The following is a 17052-nucleotide window of genomic DNA, read 5'->3' on the forward strand; positions in this document are numbered from 1 at the left end:
TAGAGCACGCAGTGTTCTGCGCGCCCTGCTATCAGATGGCCGAACAAGGCTGGCGTCTACTGTCAGAAATTACAGGTACAGCCTCATTCCCGACGAACGGTTAATGCGGCTCGCCTATGAATTCAGATACCGCGCCACCATCGCCCGATAGTTGCCATCCAGCGAATAACCGCCCACAAGGATCGCGTCATCCGCTTGCACAGCCAGCGAATTGGCTGTGTCCAGGCTGCGACCCAGACGTGTGCGCAGCCAGCCTTTGCCGTCACCGAAGCTGTGGTCCAGGCTGCCGTCATTCAGGTAGCGGGCAACGATAAAATCCGCCTCGATTCCGCCAATGGTGGCACCGACCGCGATAATGCGGCCGTCCGCCATGCATTGGGCGGCGCTCCATTGGCAGCCGCTGGGGCCGATTTCCAGCAGTTGGGGCTGTCCGCCATGGCTGTGCAGGTCCGGACGACCGTTGGTGTGCATGCTGTAGGCCATGCAACGGATCGGGTCGCGACTGCTGCCGAAGCAGTGCAACGCGTCGGTGGATTCAATGACCTGACTGACCTGCGCGCTTTGGCCGTGTGCTTTGAACGCCATGAAGCCGTCGACGGCAAAACGCTCATCGAGGCGGCCGTTGGGCAGGTAACGCGCGAGCAAACCCTCCTGCGGAAAGTCGATGGAGCCTGCCACCACAATCTGCCCATCCTTTTGCACCAGCAGACTGCTGAGCCAGGTGTTGAGCAGCAAGTGGCGAACCATCACGAAGCCACGGCCATTAAAGGTTTCATCCAGGCTGCCATCGGGCTTGAGGCGAATCAGCATGCCGGCATGGTCGGCGAGTTCGAAATGGTGATTGGCAATCAACAGAATGTGACCGTCGTCCTGCACGACGAAGTCGCAGGCTTCGGCACCGGGTACGCCCGGCGGCAGCCAGGAATCACGGCTGCCCATCGACAGATCGCCGGGCAGGCGCACCACCTGACGTCCATTGTCACCGAAGCTCGGGTCCGGCTTGCCCTGTGCATCGAACAAGGCCAGCGCAGGCAGGGTGCGATGCGCGTTTTGATAATGCAGGCCGGCGAGCAGGATGCGCCCGTCGGGCAGCACCTGAACTTTGCCGGCGGTGGCTTCAAAGCCCGGGGCAAAGGTATCGATCACGCTGCCTTGATCGCCGAAGGCCAGATCGGCTGAGCCATCGGCGAGCATCCGCGCCAGTCCGAAGCGGCTGCCGGCGCTGATGCCGACTTTTGCTGCAACGAGAATCCGCCCCTGCGCATCGAGCGCGATATCTTCCGTCAGGCTGGACACGCTGCCAGCGAAATACACTTGGGCGACGCCGGTGGCGGCAAACGTTCTGTCGAGTTGACCGGCCCGATTCGACAACGTCGTTGGTAATGCCGGCAGCGCAAAAGTGTTCAGGATGGACATGCACGCATCTCCTTGCGAGTTGACCTGTACCGGAAGCCGGATGGGTAACTGCATGAGCGAAACATTCAATCCCTGAACCGGGAGAAGTACAACTGTAAGAACTAACAGGTGGAGGGTCGCACTGTGCCAGAACAGTGTCTTTTTGAACCAATAGCAAGCCGCCCAAGCAGTTAAGCCTGAACACGTTGCAAATAGTTGTACAAAAGTACGGAGCGTTAAAAAGACTGCAACTAAGGGAAGAGGGCGGATGACCTGAACGTCATCCGCATTACCCGGTTGTTAGTGTGGCATCGACCAGGATTGCAGGCTGTAACCTTCTTCGCTGAGTTCAGCGCGAGCCTGCTCCAACAGTTGCTCGAGTTGCGCCGGATCAGAGTAGGCGCTGCTCGGGATCTGTTTGCGACCGATGTGCGAGTTGGTCCGGTCAATCACGGTCAGGCTCAGTTCGCCATTGCCGTCTTGTGGCGCCCAGGCCACGCACTGGAACGGTTTGAACGCGTGGTTGGCAATCAGAAGAGCTTCGTTGATACGGAGCGGGGCGGTCATGGGTTTTTCTCTCTGTCGTGCCCAATCAAGTGATGTGCCGTCGGTTGGGCTTACCGTTCGGCTGGTACTTGTACTGATGCACCGAACCCGCAGGCGGGTCACACATGAAACAAAGAAATTTCAACTTTCTTTCATGGCGTTGCTTTACAGACAGGTTTTTGAAAGCTCACTGAAAGGTTTAGGCAGAAATTAGTAGATAGCTGACTAACAACTTCTGTTCTTATAACGTGTTTGCTTGTACACCTATAAGCAATCGATACAAGGTCCTGTCAAAATCTTGCTAATGTTACAGTCGGGTCTGCCAAATGACTGTTTTTACAATCATTTCTAATAATTTGGCGCCAAGGAACAGTCATGAGCGAAGCGCCAGCGTTACGACGTTTATTGGTGGTCGATCCCTGCGACGATTGCCACCGCTTATTGCCCGGATTACGCGCCGTAGGTTGGGATGTTGATAGCTGTACCCTGGAAAATGCCGCCGATCGAAGCTGTGATGTCGGCTTGTTGCGATTGCAGCCGTTTCACCTCGAACGTCCCGAAGCCGTCAAGGAACTGATCAGCCGCAGCGGCACTGAATGGATCGCTGTGCTCAATCAGGAAGTCCTGCGTTTGCAGAACGTTGGTGACTTCGTCTGTGAATGGTTTTTCGATTTCCACACTCTGCCGTTTGACGTATCGCGGGTGCAGGTCACCCTCGGCCGCGCATTCGGCATGGCGCGTTTGCGCGGGCAGGGCACGATTCATGTGGATCAGCCCGAACACGAACTGCTTGGCGACAGCAAACCGATCCGCGAACTGCGCAAATTGCTCAGCAAACTGGCGCCGACCGAATCGCCGGTATTGATCCGCGGTGAAAGCGGCACCGGTAAAGAACTGGTTGCACGCACGCTGCATCGGCAATCCCAGCGTCACAACAAACCGTTTGTGGCAATCAATTGCGGGGCAATTCCCGAGCACCTGATTCAGTCCGAGCTGTTCGGTCACGAGAAAGGTGCGTTTACCGGCGCCCATCAGCGCAAGATTGGGCGTATTGAAGCGGCCAATGGCGGCACACTGTTTTTGGATGAGATCGGTGATCTGCCGCTGGAACTGCAAGCCAATTTGTTGCGCTTCCTGCAGGAACGGCACATCGAACGTGTCGGCGGCAGTCAGCCGATCCCGGTGGATGTTCGCGTTCTGGCAGCGACCCACGTCGACCTTGAAGCCGCCATCGAGAAAAAGCGATTTCGCGAAGATCTGTATTACCGGCTCAACGTCCTGCAAGTGGTCACCGCGCCGTTGCGTGAACGTCACGGTGATCTGTCGATGCTGGCCAACCATTTTTCGCACTTCTACAGCCATGAAACCGGCCGACGCCCACGCAGTTTCAGCGAAGATGCACTAATTGCCATGGGCAAACATGACTGGCCGGGTAACGTCCGTGAACTGGCCAACCGTGTGCGACGAGGTTTGGTGTTGGCTGAAGGGCGGCAGATCGAGGCACGGGATCTGGGCTTGATCAGTCAGCACTCGATCGCCACACCGATGGGCACGCTGGAAGATTACAAGACCCGCGCCGAACGCCAGGCGTTGTGTGATGTGTTGAACCGGCACAGCGATAATCTCAGTGTGGCGGCCAAAGTGCTCGGGGTGTCTCGGCCGACGTTCTACCGTTTGCTGCACAAGCATCAAATCCGTTAGATCGCTGAAGACCAAAAGATCGCAGCCTGCGACAGCTCCTACATTGGGTTTGTGTAATCCCTGTAGGAGCTGCCGCAGGCTGCGATCTTTTGCTTTGCCTAGAAGTAGTACGGGAATTTCAGGCTGAAGGAAAAGTCCGGTGCATCGTCGGTCAAACCGATCGACAAGTTCGGAACAATGGTCAGGTTGTCGGTGGCCGCAATGGTCATGCCGACGTTGAAATAACCGGCATTGGCGTCACTGGATACCACCGATTGCCAATCGCCACCATCCTGCTTCAGCTTGCTTTTACGCTGCACCAGGTCAGACATCGAGAACGACATACTCATCTTCTCGTTCAGCGCAAACGCGATACCGGCACCGATCTGGAAGCTGTCGCCGATTTTTACCTTACCCGGGTTTTTCTGGTTGACCGTCGAGCTGATGTCGTCAAACGACTCCTCCAGGTTGTGGGTGTAGGACAAGCTGCCGAACAGCACCGCCGGGTCGAACGTCTTGACCAGCGAGATCCCCGGAGTGACCGACCAGACGCCGTTGCCGGTGGGCAGGGTGTCAGGCACGAACAGGTTGGAGTTGGCGTCGGTCTGGCGCAGCTTGATGCCGAACGGATCCTTGCCGGTTGGCGCCTTGACGCGCAAGGTGACGACCGCATCCGGCGTATTCACCGACTCGTCGAGGAATTTGTATGCGATGCCGAAGTTGACGTCACCAATGGTTGGGTCGCGATCGACGTCCTGTTCTGTGGTGACGTTTGACGCACCGCCGTTACCGCCACCCGACTGATACGTCGAACTGCGGTAGACCACCGGCACGTTCAGGTCGAACTGCCAGCGGTTATCGAAGTTGTAGCGACCCGTGAGATCAAGAGTCCAGGTGTCAGCCTTGATTCGGTCAAGGTTAATGTTGCCGAGAAAGATCGAGTCCAGTGCCAGAAAGCCGTTGAGGATCAACTGACGGGTGTCATAGCGCGAGTAGGTGATACCGGTTTCGACGCTGAATTTACCGCCCCCGAAGAAGCCACTGGCTTCGTCGTACAGGTTGGACACACTCTGTGCCGGTTGTGAATCATCTGCCAGCGATTGTCCGTAAGAAGCCCCACTGCCTCCGGCTGCGCCCCCCGACGCTGCCGCGGCCCCGGTCCCGGTGGCCACTTTTGGATTGCCTTTCATATCCGACGGCGACTTGGCCAACCTTTTGGGTGGTGGCGCCGCCGGTTGATCTTCGACCTGGCGAACCCGTTGTTCGAGTATCGCCAGGGCTTTTTGTTGTACTTCGTAGCGTTGCTTCAGCTCCAGAAGTTCTTGTTTCAGGACTTCTACATCGGCGTCCGGTGCCGCTTGCAGCATCGCTGCAGGTAGAAGGGTGCTCAAACAAACAGCGGCACGCAGTGATACTGATCGATACATGAATAAGCCGTCCCTTTAAGCCCAATGATCGAGACTCAGCGTAGTTCAATATCCAATATTGCGTAGTGCCCTGAGCTGAGTCAGGTTGCAATCCAGTGCGCCGGCACTCATGCCGTTATTGTTCAGGACGACGTTGAGTTGAGTCATGTTATTGACCACGTTGGCACTGCCGAGCAAACGGGTGTTCTGCAGCAAGCCGCCTTGGGCGACCTGTTGCAGGGCTGTACCTTGATTGCCGGAGGCCTGAATGGCCATTTGTACGCCGCCACCGTTGGCCGAAACCGCCACGCTGCCTGCGGCATTGCTGCCGCCGATGGTTTGCCCGGCCATCAGCGCCTGCCCTTGGGTGGGCACCAGTGCTGGCGCCTGACTGGCTTCTTTAACGTTGATGGCAACGTTGTTGTAGGCGGTATTGCTGTCACCCGCAGCGCGTACGCTCTGTGTTACGCCCTGGCTGCTGTCGAGGCCGGCGCCACCGGTGATTGTGCCGGTACCCGTCGGAAGGGTGCTGCCGTTGCCGTGTTCCTTGATGGTTTGAACATAGAATTCAGGTTTTACCGTTGCAGCCTGAAGTTGCATCGAGGTCGAAGCCCCGATCAAATCGCCACTGGCGTTGCGCCAGGTACTGCTCATGACAATGCCGAAGCTGATAATCCGCCCCGGCATGACATAACGACCACGTAGTTCGGACAATTCCTTGTCTTGTATTTCTATAGGTTTGAATCCTGCATTGGCATAGCCTGACGCACTCGCTGCCAGGCAGGCGGCGGCCAGCCAGTATGAGGTTTTCATTTGCTGCTCCCGGGACATCCAGCCCCATTCTTTATAATCGGCGATTAAAAGAAGTCGCTCTGTATGAACCCGAAGTCCATCAATTCAGCATCTCTGACGGGGTTGAAGTTATCCAGCTTGTTCTTCGCCGTCAGCGGTGTCGGCGGGCTGCGCAATGCATTGGTTTTGTCATAACCGGGGCCGACGATGGCGAAGACAATGCCGTTCCAACCTTTGACAAAGTCATCATGTTTGTAGCGTTTATGGCCGAGAACCGGGTCTCCGATGTAAACCCAATCCTTGTCCGAACGCTGCAGAACCACGAAATGCTTGTAGCCGCGAATTTCCATCAGTACCACCACCGGGATGGTTACAGCATCGAGTTTTTCCGGCGGAATCTTGTAACCCCTGGCGCGCATGCCGATGCTTTCTATGTAGCGCTTCATGTCCAGCATGGAAAACCCTTGAGTACGAACAAGGTCCTGGTCAGCGTTGACCAGCATGCCTTTGATGATGTGCTCCTCATCGACGTCGAGCCAATAGGCCTGGCGTAACACCGTAGCCAGTGCAGCAGCGCCGCAGCTGAAATCGGTTTTCTGTTCGACAATGTCGGCAAACTTGCGCTCACGAATGCTTTGCACGTTCTTGTAGACGAGTACGCCGCCTGGGAGGGCAGCGACTGGCATCTGGGCAGCCTGGGTCAGGCCGGACAGGCAAAGCAGAGCGAAAAGGGCAGTCTTACGCATGATCGATACGCCTTTGCGGACTGAGGAAAAGCCCCGTTTCCGGGGCTTTCGTTTCGATCGCGATTACAGGCAGGCTTTGCAACCTGCAGCGATGGACAGCGAGTTGCTTTGTTGGTTACCAACACCGGCGGCGTTGTTGTAACCAGCGTTGCCGGAGAAGTTGTTGCCAACGTTGGAGATGCTTGCGTTGTTGGTCACAGGGTTTTTCCAGCCATCAGGGGTCAGCACTTGTTGCGTGGTTACACCGGCGAGACCGAAGATGCCGACAGCTTCAAAGGTCGCTTTCTGATCTTTGCTGCCGCCGTTGCCGCCATGACCACGGTCGTTGTCGCCATAACCGCCACCACCATGGCCTTTGTCGCCTTCGATGGTCGCTTTGCCAGCTGCCACGAATGCGCCGGCAGCGGTGAAGGTGCCTCTCAGAGTATCGGTTTTGTAGGTTTGAGTGCCGTTGTTGGACACAGTCAACCCAGTGGAGCTTTGGTTGGCAGCGGCAGCGGCGTTAGCTACACGACCACCGGATACAGCAATGGCCAGGTTGTTTTTCTGTTGGTTGAAGTTGCCGGCACTGTTGTTCACACCGATGTTGCCGGAACCGCCGTTACCCACGTTGTTGAGGTTGGCGTTGTTGGTTGTCGAGTAGTTGGCAACCGCGTTGTTGGTGTTGACCTGAGTCGCGTTGGAAATGGACACGGCAGTGCCGAAGATGAAGCTTTCGTCGGCAGTTGCCAGTGCAGCGGCGTTGTCTTGTTGGTTGCCATCCCCGGCGGTGTTGTTCATGCCGACGTTGCCGTTGGTGCCATTGGCGGAGTCGCGAACGGAGGCATCATTTTTGGTGCCTTGGTTGCCCACCAGGTTGCCATCGCTGTTCTGCGTGTCGAGTACGGCAGCACCAGCGCCGGCGCCGATTTGCAGAAGTTGTTCCAGGGTAGGGCCTTTTGGTTCATGGTTGCCATGACCATTGCCGTGCCCGTTACCATGATCGTCATCACGACCGCCTGCCTGTGCTGCGATTGCCATCACTGCTGCAAGTGCGAAAACCAGTGGTTTGAGAGCCATTGTAGGTTTCATGGTGTTTCTCCATCGTGCTTATTAGTTGGTTAAGTGTTGGTACTTTCTAATTGCACTGCTTTTGTTGTTTGGGTCAGTCAGCGACCCGGATGCTCAGGGTGTTAGCCATTCGGTTCCCCACCCCGGCACTCTGGTTCACCTGGATTACCCCGCGGCTGCCGGTGAAGGCCTGATCACTTGTCGTGACCTGGCGACTGCCGGGTGAGGTACCAGTTGCTCCTGAGCTCGGTAAAAGCGCCACGTTCTGTTGTGAAAGGGCACTGTCGTCAACGCTCTGCGGGGCAGCACTGATGCTGACGCGCGTCACGTTGGCCATCTGGTTGTTGGCACCGGCGCCCTGGTTCACACCGAGGATCCCGTTGCCATTACTGAAAGCATTGCCGCCAATGGTTGCGCTGGCATTCGTCGAAGGATTGGCGGGTGTATCGATCGTTTGGCGAACATTGGTGGTGGCGCTGGCCGAGGTGCCAATGGCGATCGCCTTGGTGTTGGTCTGTTGCATCTGATCGCCGGCGGCCTGGTTGACGTTGTAGTTGCCGCGGTACTGAATGCCGGTGTCCTGAATGTTCGCGTTGTTCACTGAGCTGGGGTCGGCCGCCATCGCACTGGCGCAGCCGAGGAGGGCTAGCAGGAGCAGAAAACGATTCATCTTATTGGCCTCCAGCCATGCGGGTCAGCGGAGCCAGGCCTGCGCCCATGGCGCGGTTGACGGTATTGGAGATGGAACCGCCGGCGCCGCCGCCGTGGCCGCTGCTCATACCGGGCAGGCCGTTGGTATTGGTCAGGGTGTTCATGCCGGGCAGATTTGCCGTCGGTGTGCTGATGTTGCCGCGGATCGAAGAGCCACTGGCTACGCTGGCAAACTCACCGTCATTGAGCTCAGTGCTGCTCATCGCCTGATTGATGCGGGCTGAAGGGTTAGCATTGACGGTGGTTGGATAGGGGTCTTTACCGCCGCTGCGACCGATAGGAATTGGCTGAACATCGCGATTGAGGACAATCACGCCATTGCCTTCTGCCTGCACGTTGAAGCTGATGAACGTACTGGCTGCTGATCCGATCAGCAGAAGGCAGGTCAAACCTTTTTTGATATTCCCCACGGCTGCAATTCCTTCTTCAGTGGGCTGGCCCGAGTCAGCGTTGTGAAGGAGAGAGCGAAAGCTGTGCCGCTTTTTAAATGTTTTTAACTTTCAATGAGTTGGGAAATAAACGCGTACGCCTGATACACAAGCTGTTTCAGCGCTGAAACACACACCACCACGTCGACCTGTCCATTGGCTGAACAATGCTCTGGAACAAGGGTTTGCAGCGGTGTGTATCAGACGCGTAACAACTCGGATGACAAAGCAGTGAACAGTGCTGAAACGGGCACTTTGCAACTGGCGGGGTGTTTCAGGAACGGACACTTTGCCCCCAAAACGGGGGAAGTTGCCGGGTAGTCTGACCCGCTGACCGGGTCATTCAGCCAGCAATTGCTCGACGGCGGCAAAGGCTTGAGTCTGGCGCTCGGCCCAATCGCCCTGAATGACCTGAACACGCTGGTGGTGGCTTTCCAGCCAACTTTGCGTGGCCCGGAAAAACACCAGGCGCTCGTCCAGATCGGGTTGGCAGCGCTGGCCGTCATCGGTCCAGTCGATCTGCTCTGGCGAGAGCAACAGGTGCAGGTCGTAATGCCGCGCCAGCAGTTGGGATTCCAGCCAGTCCGGGCAGTCGCCAAACAGCGTCTGGCTCCACAGCATATTGCTGAGCAAATGGGTGTCGAGAATCAGCAGCGACGGCTGTTGCGCCCGTGCCTGGTCTTCCCTATGCAGTTGACCGCGAGCGATCTCAGGGATGTCGTTCAGGCAGGTGTCACGGGGATTGAGTTCGATAAAACGGCGCACGTATTCATCCACGCGCACACCGCCAAAGCGTTGCTGCAGGCCCGCCGCCAGCCAGCTCTTGCCGGTGGATTCTGGACCGGTCAGGACCACGACCTTCATGTGCGCAGCGCCGGGTCAGCGCGCCATTCGCGAAAGCCCTGAATCGCCAGCAGGGTAAACAGACCGTACAGCGCAGCAGTGAGGTACAGCCCCTTATAGATGAACAGTCCGACAAAGATCACATCGAGCACGAACCACAGCGCCCAGCATTGCAGGCGTTTCTGTGCCATCCACAGCTGCGCGACCAGGCTGAAACCGGTGAGCGCCGCATCGAGCCACGGTTGTGCGGCGTCGGTCCAGTGGGCCATGGCCGCGCCCAGCAGCAGGCTGCCGACCGCGCCAACGCCGAGGCCGAGCAGAATCGAGCGTTGATCGAGACGCGTGACTTCACGGCCATCATGCATCGTCCCGGCGCGGGTCCATTGCCACCAGCCATAGACTTGCAGGGCGGCGTAAATCACTTGCAGCAACATGTCCGAGTACAGCTTCACTTCAAAGAAGATCCAGCTATAGAGCAGCACCATGACCAGGCCGATCGGCCAGCACCACGGATTCTGTTTGACCGTCAGCCACACGGCGATGACCCCGAGGGCGGCGGCAAACAGTTCAAGCCCGGACATGGGGGTTCCTTGGGGGAAATTGAGGAGGGGGCGGATTGTACTGCATTCGCCCAGACACTGAAGAACCCTGTGGGAGCGAGCTTGCTCGCGAAGGGGCCTGTGCAGTCGAAATCTTCTTTGACTGACCTGACGCTTTCGCGAGCAAGCTCGCTCCCACAGGTTTTGGGTCAGACGCGGAACTGGCGCAGGAGGGCGTTGAGTTGTTCGCTCAACTGGCCAAGTTTCAGGCTGGCCGCACTCGACTGTTCGGCCGCAATGGCCGTGCTGTGCGAGAGGCCAGCGGCCTGAGTGACGTTCTGATTAATGTCCTCGACTACATGCGCCTGCTGCAACGTAGCGCTGGCAATCGACGCATTCAGGCCATTTAGATTACGCAGTGCCTGGCCAATCGCATTCAGACTCGCACCGGCCAACCCGGCTTGTTCGATGGTCAGTTGCGACGCCTTGCTGCTGTCGCCGATCACTTTCACAGCGGCTTCGGAATGGTTCTGCAGACGTTCGATCATCGACTGGATTTCCGCCGTCGACTTCTGCGTACGTTGCGCCAGCAAGCGTACTTCATCCGCCACCACGGCAAACCCGCGACCTTGCTCACCGGCCCGCGCCGCTTCAATCGCGGCATTAAGCGCGAGCAGGTTGGTCTGTTCGGCAATCGAGCGAATCACTTCCAGCACGCTGCCGATCTGCGTACTTTCGGCGGCGAGGGTGCGGATCACTTCCACCGCTTGATCGATAGTGCCGGACAGTTTGTCGATCTGCTGCAAGCTGCCATCGATGTTGATCTGGCCCTGTTGCGCCTGCGCTTCGGCATCGCGCATTTCGGCGGCGGCGTGCTCGGCGTTCTTCGCCACGTCCTGCACGCCATAGGTCACCTCGTTGATCGCGGTGGCCACCAGTTCCATCTGCTGCGATTGCTGCTGGCTGCGTTGCTGCGCTTGCGAGGCGTCGTTGCCCAGCTCGCTGGACGACTGGCCCAGTGCACTGGCCGACACTTGCAGATCACCGATGACCCGGCGCAGCTTGGCGGTGAAGGCGTTGAAGTGATGCGCCAGCTCAGTGACTTCATCTTTACCGTGAGTATCGAGGCTGCGGGTCAGGTCGCTTTCGCCGCTGGCGATGTTGGCCATGGCATTCACGGTTTCCTGCAGCGGACGGACGATGCTGCGCGCGATGAGGATCACCAGCAGCGCCATGATCACGGCAATCGCCAGGCCGATGACCGTAGCCTTGATCACTTGGCCCTGGAATTCCGCCTGCACGTCGTCGACGTAAACTCCGGAGCCGAGCACCCAGCCCCACGGTTCGAACAGTTTGACGTAGGAGGTCTTGGCCACAGGCTCACTGGCGCCGGGTTTCGGCCAACGGTAGTCGACCATGCCGGCGCCTTTGGACCTGGCGATGGCGACCATTTCGTTGAACACCGCAAAACCGTCCGGATCGCGGATAGCCGAGAGGTTCTGGCCTTCGAGTTTCGGGTTGGTCGGGTGCATGACCATCACGGGCGTGAGGTCGTTGATCCAGAAATAATCGCTCTGGTCGTAGCGCAGGCCACGAATCGCCGTCAGCGCCTGTTTCTGCGCCGCCTCTTTGCTCAGGGTGCCGGCGGTTTCGAGGTCGTGGTAATAGGTGAGCAGGCCGCTGGCGGTCTGTACGACGTGCTGGGTTTTCTGGGCTTTGGCATGGTAGAGATCATCGTGGATCTGCTTGAGCATCAACACGCCCAAGGTCAGCAACATGACCACCGCCACAATCAAGATGAGCCACAAGCGTCGGCTGATCGACACACTGCGCAAGCTGTTCATAACGCTGTCACTCCGGATTCTTTTTCTTGTAATAAACGACCGCCAGCATCCAACCACGATTTCGCGGTGAGGCATACGCGACCCAAGTCGTATAACGCGGCAGCGCTAATAAGGCTTGTCTGTTAGGATTTCGGCCCCGCGCGTGAAAACCTGAATCCAAATTGATATTTCACGGAATTTTGACCGTTTCGTGTGGATCCTGTGCGTGCGGAATCGGTACAGCCATAAACAGCTACGCTGATCGCAGTGAACGCTAGAAAAATACTATCGGAGCATGCCCACGTGCATCGCTCTTTGGGGGATTGATGGATCTTTGGACGGCCTTGCAGGCACTGATACTAGGAGTTGTAGAAGGGCTGACGGAGTTTTTGCCCATTTCCAGTACCGGACACCAGATCATTGTTGCCGACTTGCTCGAGTTCGGCGGCGAACGGGCCATGGCGTTCAATATCATCATCCAGCTCGGCGCGATCCTCGCGGTGGTCTGGGAGTTTCGGCGCAAGATTCTCGACGTGGTCATCGGTTTGCCGACGCAGCCCAGTGCCCGTCGTTTCACCGCTAACCTGCTGATCGCGTTTCTGCCCGCCGTGGTGCTCGGCGTGATCTTTGCCGACCTGATCCACGAATACCTGTTCAACCCGATTACCGTTGCGACCGCGTTGGTGGTGGGCGGCATCATCATGTTGTGGGCGGAAAAGCGTCAGCATGCAGTGCACGCCGAAACAGTCGACGAGATCACCTGGAAAGATGCCTTGAAGGTTGGTTTCGCTCAGTGTCTGGCGATGATTCCCGGCACTTCGCGTTCCGGCTCGACGATCATTGGCGGGTTGCTCTTCGGCCTGTCGCGCAAGACTGCCACCGAGTTTTCCTTCTTCCTCGCGATGCCGACCATGGTCGGTGCGGCGGTCTACTCGGGCTACAAGTACCGCCAACTGTTTGTCCCGGCGGACTTCCCGGTGTTTGCCATCGGCTTTGTCACCGCGTTCATCTTCGCCATGATCGCCGTGCGCGGCTTGCTCAAGTTCATCGCCAGCCATAGCTATGCGGCATTCGCCTGGTATCGGATCGTATTTGGTCTGGTCATTCTGGCGACGTGGCAGTTTGGCTGGATCGATTGGGCGGCGGCCAAGCCATGAGTGATTCCCGCGCACGCCGGCCGGAAGGTCGACCTTCGGGCGGCAACAACATCCAGCATCTGAAGCTGAAACTGCTGGTTCTGCTGATCGTCTGCGCGTTGCCGCTGTTCGGCTCGGTGTCGATGTGGTTGCGCGGGATTTCGTTGGTGCCGCTGACGGCTTACGGTGTTGTGAGTGTGTTGGCGTTCTTCATGTACTGGGCAGACAAGCGCAAGGCGCGCGCCGATGCCTGGCGCACACCGGAGAACATCCTTCATGCCGTGGAACTGGCGGGCGGCTGGCCGGGTGCATTAATCGCCCAGCAGGTGTTCCGGCACAAGACGCGCAAGGTGTCGTTTCAGATTCTGTTCTGGGTGATTGTGCTGCTGCACCAGGTGTTCTGGATCGATCAGTTGTTTCTTGGCTCGAACCTGCTGGCGCTGTTCTGACAGCCCACACAAATCCCCCTGTAGGAGCTGCCGAAGGCTGCGATCTTTTGATCTTGCTTTTTAAAAGATCAAAAGATCGCAGCCTTCGGCAGCTCCTACACAGGGGAATCGGGTTTACAGCAGTAATCCGATTTGGGTCTTTTTCGGCAACTTGCTCACCACCAACTGGTGCGAACGCTGCAACAACCCCTGCAATTCCTCAGCGCCCAACGGATAGGGCGGATGCATGATGATCCACTGCGCCCGGGCCAGATAGGGCGCCGGATGAATGCCGGGACGGTCGCAATGGCCAAGAAACAAATCCTTGTCGACCTTGAACGCCAGCGAATCCCCACGCAGCCCCTGCAAGGCAAACATCTTGTTGCCGGCAATCGAAAACACTCGCACGCCGCCCCATTTGTAATCTTCCCGAGCCCCCGGCAATGCCAGGCAAAACGCCGCAACGTCGGCTTCGTTCATCTTTCCCTTGCTCATAACAACCGCTCCCCACAGGCATTGAACGACTCGACCAGATGATCGATCCACGCGCGCACCGCCGGCATCACCCCGCGTCGATGCGGATACACCGCTTGCAGCCAGCCGCCGGGAAGTGACCACTCCGGCAACATCTGCACCAGCGTGCCGTTTTCCAGCTCCGCCTCGCAATACATCATCGGCAACAGGGTAAACCCCTGACCGGCGAGGACGCAGGCCTTGCGTACGACAAAATCATCGATGCCCAGGCGGGCTTCCATGTTCAGTTCGAAACTGTGGCCCTGCTGATCGAGCAAACGCACATGCACCATGCGATCCGCCTCCAGCGCACCCAGCACCGGCAGATTCTTCAGGTCTTGCGGGTGGTTGACCGTGTGGCCCTGCAAAAACACCGGACTGGCCACCACGACCATTTGCGCCTGACGCAAGCGCCGGGTGACCAGCAACGGATCCTCATCACCGTGCTCACGCACGCGCAGCGCGACGTCAAAACCTTCGCCGACCAGATCGACCCGACGATTGAGCAGGACGACTTCCAGTTGCACCTGAGGAAATTTGCCGAGGAAGTCGCTAATGACCCACGGCAGCATCTCATGCGCCAAACCGGTCGGGCATGACACCCGCAAACGTCCACGTGGCTCACTGGACATGCTGGCGACCGCTTCATCGGCCATTTCCGCTTCCAGCAACATTGCCTGACAGTGACGCAAATAACGTTCGCCCACCGCCGTAAGGTTCAGCTGCCGGGTGGTGCGTTGCAGCAAACGCGCGCCAAGGCGTTCTTCAAGTTCGGCAATGCGCCGCGACAGCCGTGACTTGGGAATCCCCAGCAATCGCCCGGCCGCGGCAAAACCGCCGGCTTCGACGACTTTGGCGAAATAGTAGAGATCGTTGAGGTCTTGCATCAGGGATATCCGACTGTTCTATCAGTGGGACAAACTATCGCATTTCAGGCGGCTAATCATCCATTGGTTTCTTGCGTAGGATTGTCTCCATTCCGTCGCCACCGGCGATTCCTTCCAGGAGATTCCACATGAAACTGCTGCATATCGATTCGAGCATTCTGGGCGACAACTCGGCTTCCCGTCAGTTGAGCAGCGAAGTCGTCAAAGCCTGGCAAGTCGCCGAGCCAAGCGCCGTGGTGACCTACCGCGACCTGGCCGCCGACGCCATCAGCCACTTCTCTTCGACCACCCTGGTGGCTGCCGGTACCACTGCTGAACTGCGTAACGCCGCACAACAGCACGAAGCCGAACTGAGCGCTTCGACCCTGGCCGAGTTCATCGCCGCCGACGCCGTTGTTATCGCGGCTCCGATGTACAACTTCACCGTTCCGACCCAGCTCAAAGCGTGGATCGACCGCGTTGCCGTCGCCGGTCAAACCTTCCGTTACACCGAAGCCGGCCCTGAAGGCCTGTGCGGTGGCAAGAAAGTGGTGATCGTTTCCACCTCCGGCGGTATCCATGCCGGTCAGGCCAGCGGCATCGCTCACGAAGAATACCTGAAGCTGGTGCTGGGCTTCCTCGGCATCACCGACATCGAAATCGTCCGTGCCGAAGGCCTGGCGTATGGCGAAGAAGTGCGCAACAACGCCATGACCGCTGCGCAAGCGAAGATCAGCGAGCAACTGTTCGCCGCCGCGTAAGGCTTGCGTAAAGAACAGCTGATGTTCAGGCAACACACAAAAAACTCTGTATTCTGGTTCCGCAAGGGGCGAATGCGGAGTTTTTTGTTTCTGACTGTTACATAATCTGGCCCGGGTTATGCAGTCGAACAATCAGTGTCTGAATGCATGTCGTACCGAAGCACCGAATCCCGGTGTTTCTGGCCCGCCACGCAACGGATCTTTCGATTGAGTAACAACAGAGTGGGGCATCCCATGATGCGTCTTTGTGCAACGTTACTGATTTGCCTGCTTGGCAGCCTTAACACAGTGCATGCCGCGCCTGGGCGACACCCGGTCTGGAGCGTCGGTTATCACGAGATGACCTTCCTCGATCCACTGGACCTGCAACCGATGCGCGCCATCGCCTTCTATCCTTCCAGCGATCGCGAACACCTGAGCCTGCTCGAGGGCTATTCGGTTGAGGCCGGCGAAGACACCAAAGTCGCCATCGGCCGTTTCCCGATGCTGATGCTTTCGCATGGCAACACCGGCACGCCGCTCGCGCTGCACGACCTGGCGACCTCGCTGGCGCGTAAAGGCTTTGTGGTGGTGGCGGTGATTCACCCCGGCGACAATTCCAAAGACCACAGCCGACTCGGCACCCTGAGCAACCTCTACGGGCGGCCGATCCAGATTTCCGAAGCCATCACCGCGACCTTGGGCGATCGCATGCTTGCGCCGTACGTCAACGCCGATCAGGTCGGGGTGATCGGTTATTCCGCTGGCGGCGAGACGGCGTTGATCCTGTCCGGGGCGCAACCGGATCTCGATCGCCTGCGTCGGTATTGCCAAGAGCGCCCGGACGATCGTGATGCCTGTAACACCCAAGGTGAGTTGATCGTTGATCGGGATGATCTGCAACCGGTGGCCGATCCGCGCGTTCATGCGCTGTTGCTGATGGCGCCGCTGAGCCTCAAGTTCGGTCGTCACACCTTGGCTGACGTGCATGTGCCGGTGCTGCTCTACAGCGGTGATGGTGACAAACTGGTGGCTTTCGACAAGAACGCCGCCGCTCTGGCGCGCAAACTGCCGACAGCGCCGGACTTCAAATTACTCGCCGGGGCAGGGCACTTCGTGTTTATGGCACCGTGCAACGAAGAACAGATTCGCGCGATGCCGGCGCTGTGCACCGATGCTGATGGCGTTGATCGCGAAGACATTCACCGCAACCTGATCTCGGAGGCTGGACGGTTCTTCTCGCACACCTTGGGTAAACCGACCCGGGCCGGCATGCAAACCGCGGATCAATAGTCAGGTGCAGACCCCTTGTGGGAGCGAGTCTGCTCGCGATCCCGTCATACCATTCAACATATTAGGTGACTGACACACCGCTATCGCGAGCAGGCTCACTCCTACAGGGGATCGCGG

Annotated in this window: 18 protein-coding genes; 5 read left to right on the plus strand and 13 right to left on the minus strand. The window is 58.0% G+C overall.

Annotated elements, in window-relative coordinates:
- Nucleotides 1-114 precede the first annotated feature (114 nt).
- Both H8F23_RS16080 and H8F23_RS16085 read right to left on the minus strand, forming a co-directional pair.
- Entirely contained in the window at nt 115-1416 is a 1302-nt protein-coding gene (locus tag H8F23_RS16080; protein WP_194935000.1) for a hypothetical protein, read from the minus strand.
- 279 nt (nt 1417-1695) lie between these two features.
- Nucleotides 1696-1962: a hypothetical protein gene (locus tag H8F23_RS16085; protein ID WP_095048857.1), complete on the minus strand. Its 267-nt coding sequence runs from the start codon at nt 1960-1962 to the stop codon at nt 1696-1698.
- Between the two features lie 354 nt (nt 1963-2316).
- Between H8F23_RS16085 and H8F23_RS16090 the strand changes: the two genes are divergently transcribed.
- Nucleotides 2317-3642 carry a sigma-54 dependent transcriptional regulator gene (locus H8F23_RS16090; RefSeq protein ID WP_007914820.1) on the plus strand — a complete coding sequence of 442 codons (1326 nt, stop codon included), beginning with the start codon at nt 2317-2319 and terminating at the stop codon, nt 3640-3642.
- 98 nt (nt 3643-3740) lie between these two features.
- Here H8F23_RS16090 and H8F23_RS16095 read toward each other — a convergent pair whose 3' ends face one another.
- The 9 genes from H8F23_RS16095 to H8F23_RS16135 form a co-directional block, all read right to left on the minus strand.
- A complete protein-coding gene (locus H8F23_RS16095; protein ID WP_194935001.1) occupies nt 3741-5048 on the minus strand; it encodes a hypothetical protein in 1308 nt (435 codons plus the stop codon).
- A 45-nt stretch (nt 5049-5093) separates the two neighbouring features.
- Nucleotides 5094-5840, minus strand: coding sequence for a hypothetical protein (locus H8F23_RS16100; protein WP_194935002.1), 747 nt, complete (start codon nt 5838-5840; stop codon nt 5094-5096).
- A 44-nt stretch (nt 5841-5884) separates the two neighbouring features.
- Nucleotides 5885-6565 carry a C39 family peptidase gene (locus H8F23_RS16105; RefSeq protein ID WP_194935003.1) on the minus strand — a complete coding sequence of 227 codons (681 nt, stop codon included), beginning with the start codon at nt 6563-6565 and terminating at the stop codon, nt 5885-5887.
- Nucleotides 6566-6628: 63 nt separating this feature from the next.
- Entirely contained in the window at nt 6629-7636 is a 1008-nt protein-coding gene (locus tag H8F23_RS16110) for a heme utilization protein (RefSeq protein ID WP_194935004.1), read from the minus strand.
- A gap of 73 nt (nt 7637-7709) precedes the next feature.
- Nucleotides 7710-8285, minus strand: coding sequence for an adhesin (locus H8F23_RS16115; RefSeq protein ID WP_194935005.1), 576 nt, complete (start codon nt 8283-8285; stop codon nt 7710-7712).
- Nucleotide 8286: 1 nt separating this feature from the next.
- Nucleotides 8287-8736 (minus strand): hypothetical protein, encoded by a 450-nt coding sequence (locus H8F23_RS16120; RefSeq protein WP_093432807.1) that lies wholly within the window; start codon nt 8734-8736, stop codon nt 8287-8289.
- A 357-nt stretch (nt 8737-9093) separates the two neighbouring features.
- A complete protein-coding gene (locus H8F23_RS16125) occupies nt 9094-9618 on the minus strand; it encodes an AAA family ATPase (protein WP_194935006.1) in 525 nt (174 codons plus the stop codon).
- Nucleotides 9615-10178: a nicotinamide riboside transporter PnuC gene (pnuC, locus tag H8F23_RS16130; RefSeq protein WP_194935007.1), complete on the minus strand. Its 564-nt coding sequence runs from the start codon at nt 10176-10178 to the stop codon at nt 9615-9617. The genes H8F23_RS16125 and pnuC overlap by 4 nt, the downstream gene beginning before the upstream one ends.
- A gap of 167 nt (nt 10179-10345) precedes the next feature.
- Nucleotides 10346-11980: a methyl-accepting chemotaxis protein gene (locus tag H8F23_RS16135; RefSeq protein ID WP_116256215.1), complete on the minus strand. Its 1635-nt coding sequence runs from the start codon at nt 11978-11980 to the stop codon at nt 10346-10348.
- 305 nt (nt 11981-12285) lie between these two features.
- On the opposite strand from H8F23_RS16135, the gene H8F23_RS16140 reads away from it, so the two are divergent.
- Together H8F23_RS16140 and H8F23_RS16145 are read left to right on the plus strand one after the other, a co-directional pair.
- On the plus strand, nt 12286-13116 hold the full coding sequence (locus tag H8F23_RS16140; RefSeq protein WP_194935008.1) for an undecaprenyl-diphosphate phosphatase: 831 nt from the start codon (nt 12286-12288) through the stop codon (nt 13114-13116).
- Nucleotides 13113-13544: a DUF1294 domain-containing protein gene (locus H8F23_RS16145; protein ID WP_194935009.1), complete on the plus strand. Its 432-nt coding sequence runs from the start codon at nt 13113-13115 to the stop codon at nt 13542-13544. The genes H8F23_RS16140 and H8F23_RS16145 overlap by 4 nt, the downstream gene beginning before the upstream one ends.
- Before the next feature lie 114 nt (nt 13545-13658).
- On the opposite strand, the gene H8F23_RS16150 is transcribed toward H8F23_RS16145, so the two are convergent.
- Nucleotides 13659-14018: an MmcQ/YjbR family DNA-binding protein gene (locus tag H8F23_RS16150; protein WP_194935010.1), complete on the minus strand. Its 360-nt coding sequence runs from the start codon at nt 14016-14018 to the stop codon at nt 13659-13661.
- Nucleotides 14015-14923, minus strand: a complete 909-nt coding sequence (locus H8F23_RS16155) for a LysR substrate-binding domain-containing protein (RefSeq protein WP_194935011.1) — start codon at nt 14921-14923, stop codon at nt 14015-14017. The genes H8F23_RS16150 and H8F23_RS16155 overlap by 4 nt, the downstream gene beginning before the upstream one ends.
- A 128-nt stretch (nt 14924-15051) precedes the next feature.
- Here H8F23_RS16155 and H8F23_RS16160 point away from each other — a divergent pair, with 128 nt between their 5' ends.
- Both H8F23_RS16160 and H8F23_RS16165 read left to right on the plus strand, forming a co-directional pair.
- On the plus strand, nt 15052-15663 hold the full coding sequence (locus tag H8F23_RS16160; RefSeq protein WP_093432787.1) for an FMN-dependent NADH-azoreductase: 612 nt from the start codon (nt 15052-15054) through the stop codon (nt 15661-15663).
- Between the two features lie 234 nt (nt 15664-15897).
- Nucleotides 15898-16935, plus strand: a complete 1038-nt coding sequence (locus H8F23_RS16165) for an alpha/beta hydrolase family protein (RefSeq protein ID WP_095048871.1) — start codon at nt 15898-15900, stop codon at nt 16933-16935.
- Nucleotides 16936-17052: the final 117 nt, after the last annotated feature.

This window comes from Pseudomonas neuropathica, assembly GCF_015461835.1.
GTDB lineage: Bacteria > Pseudomonadota > Gammaproteobacteria > Pseudomonadales > Pseudomonadaceae > Aquipseudomonas > Aquipseudomonas neuropathica.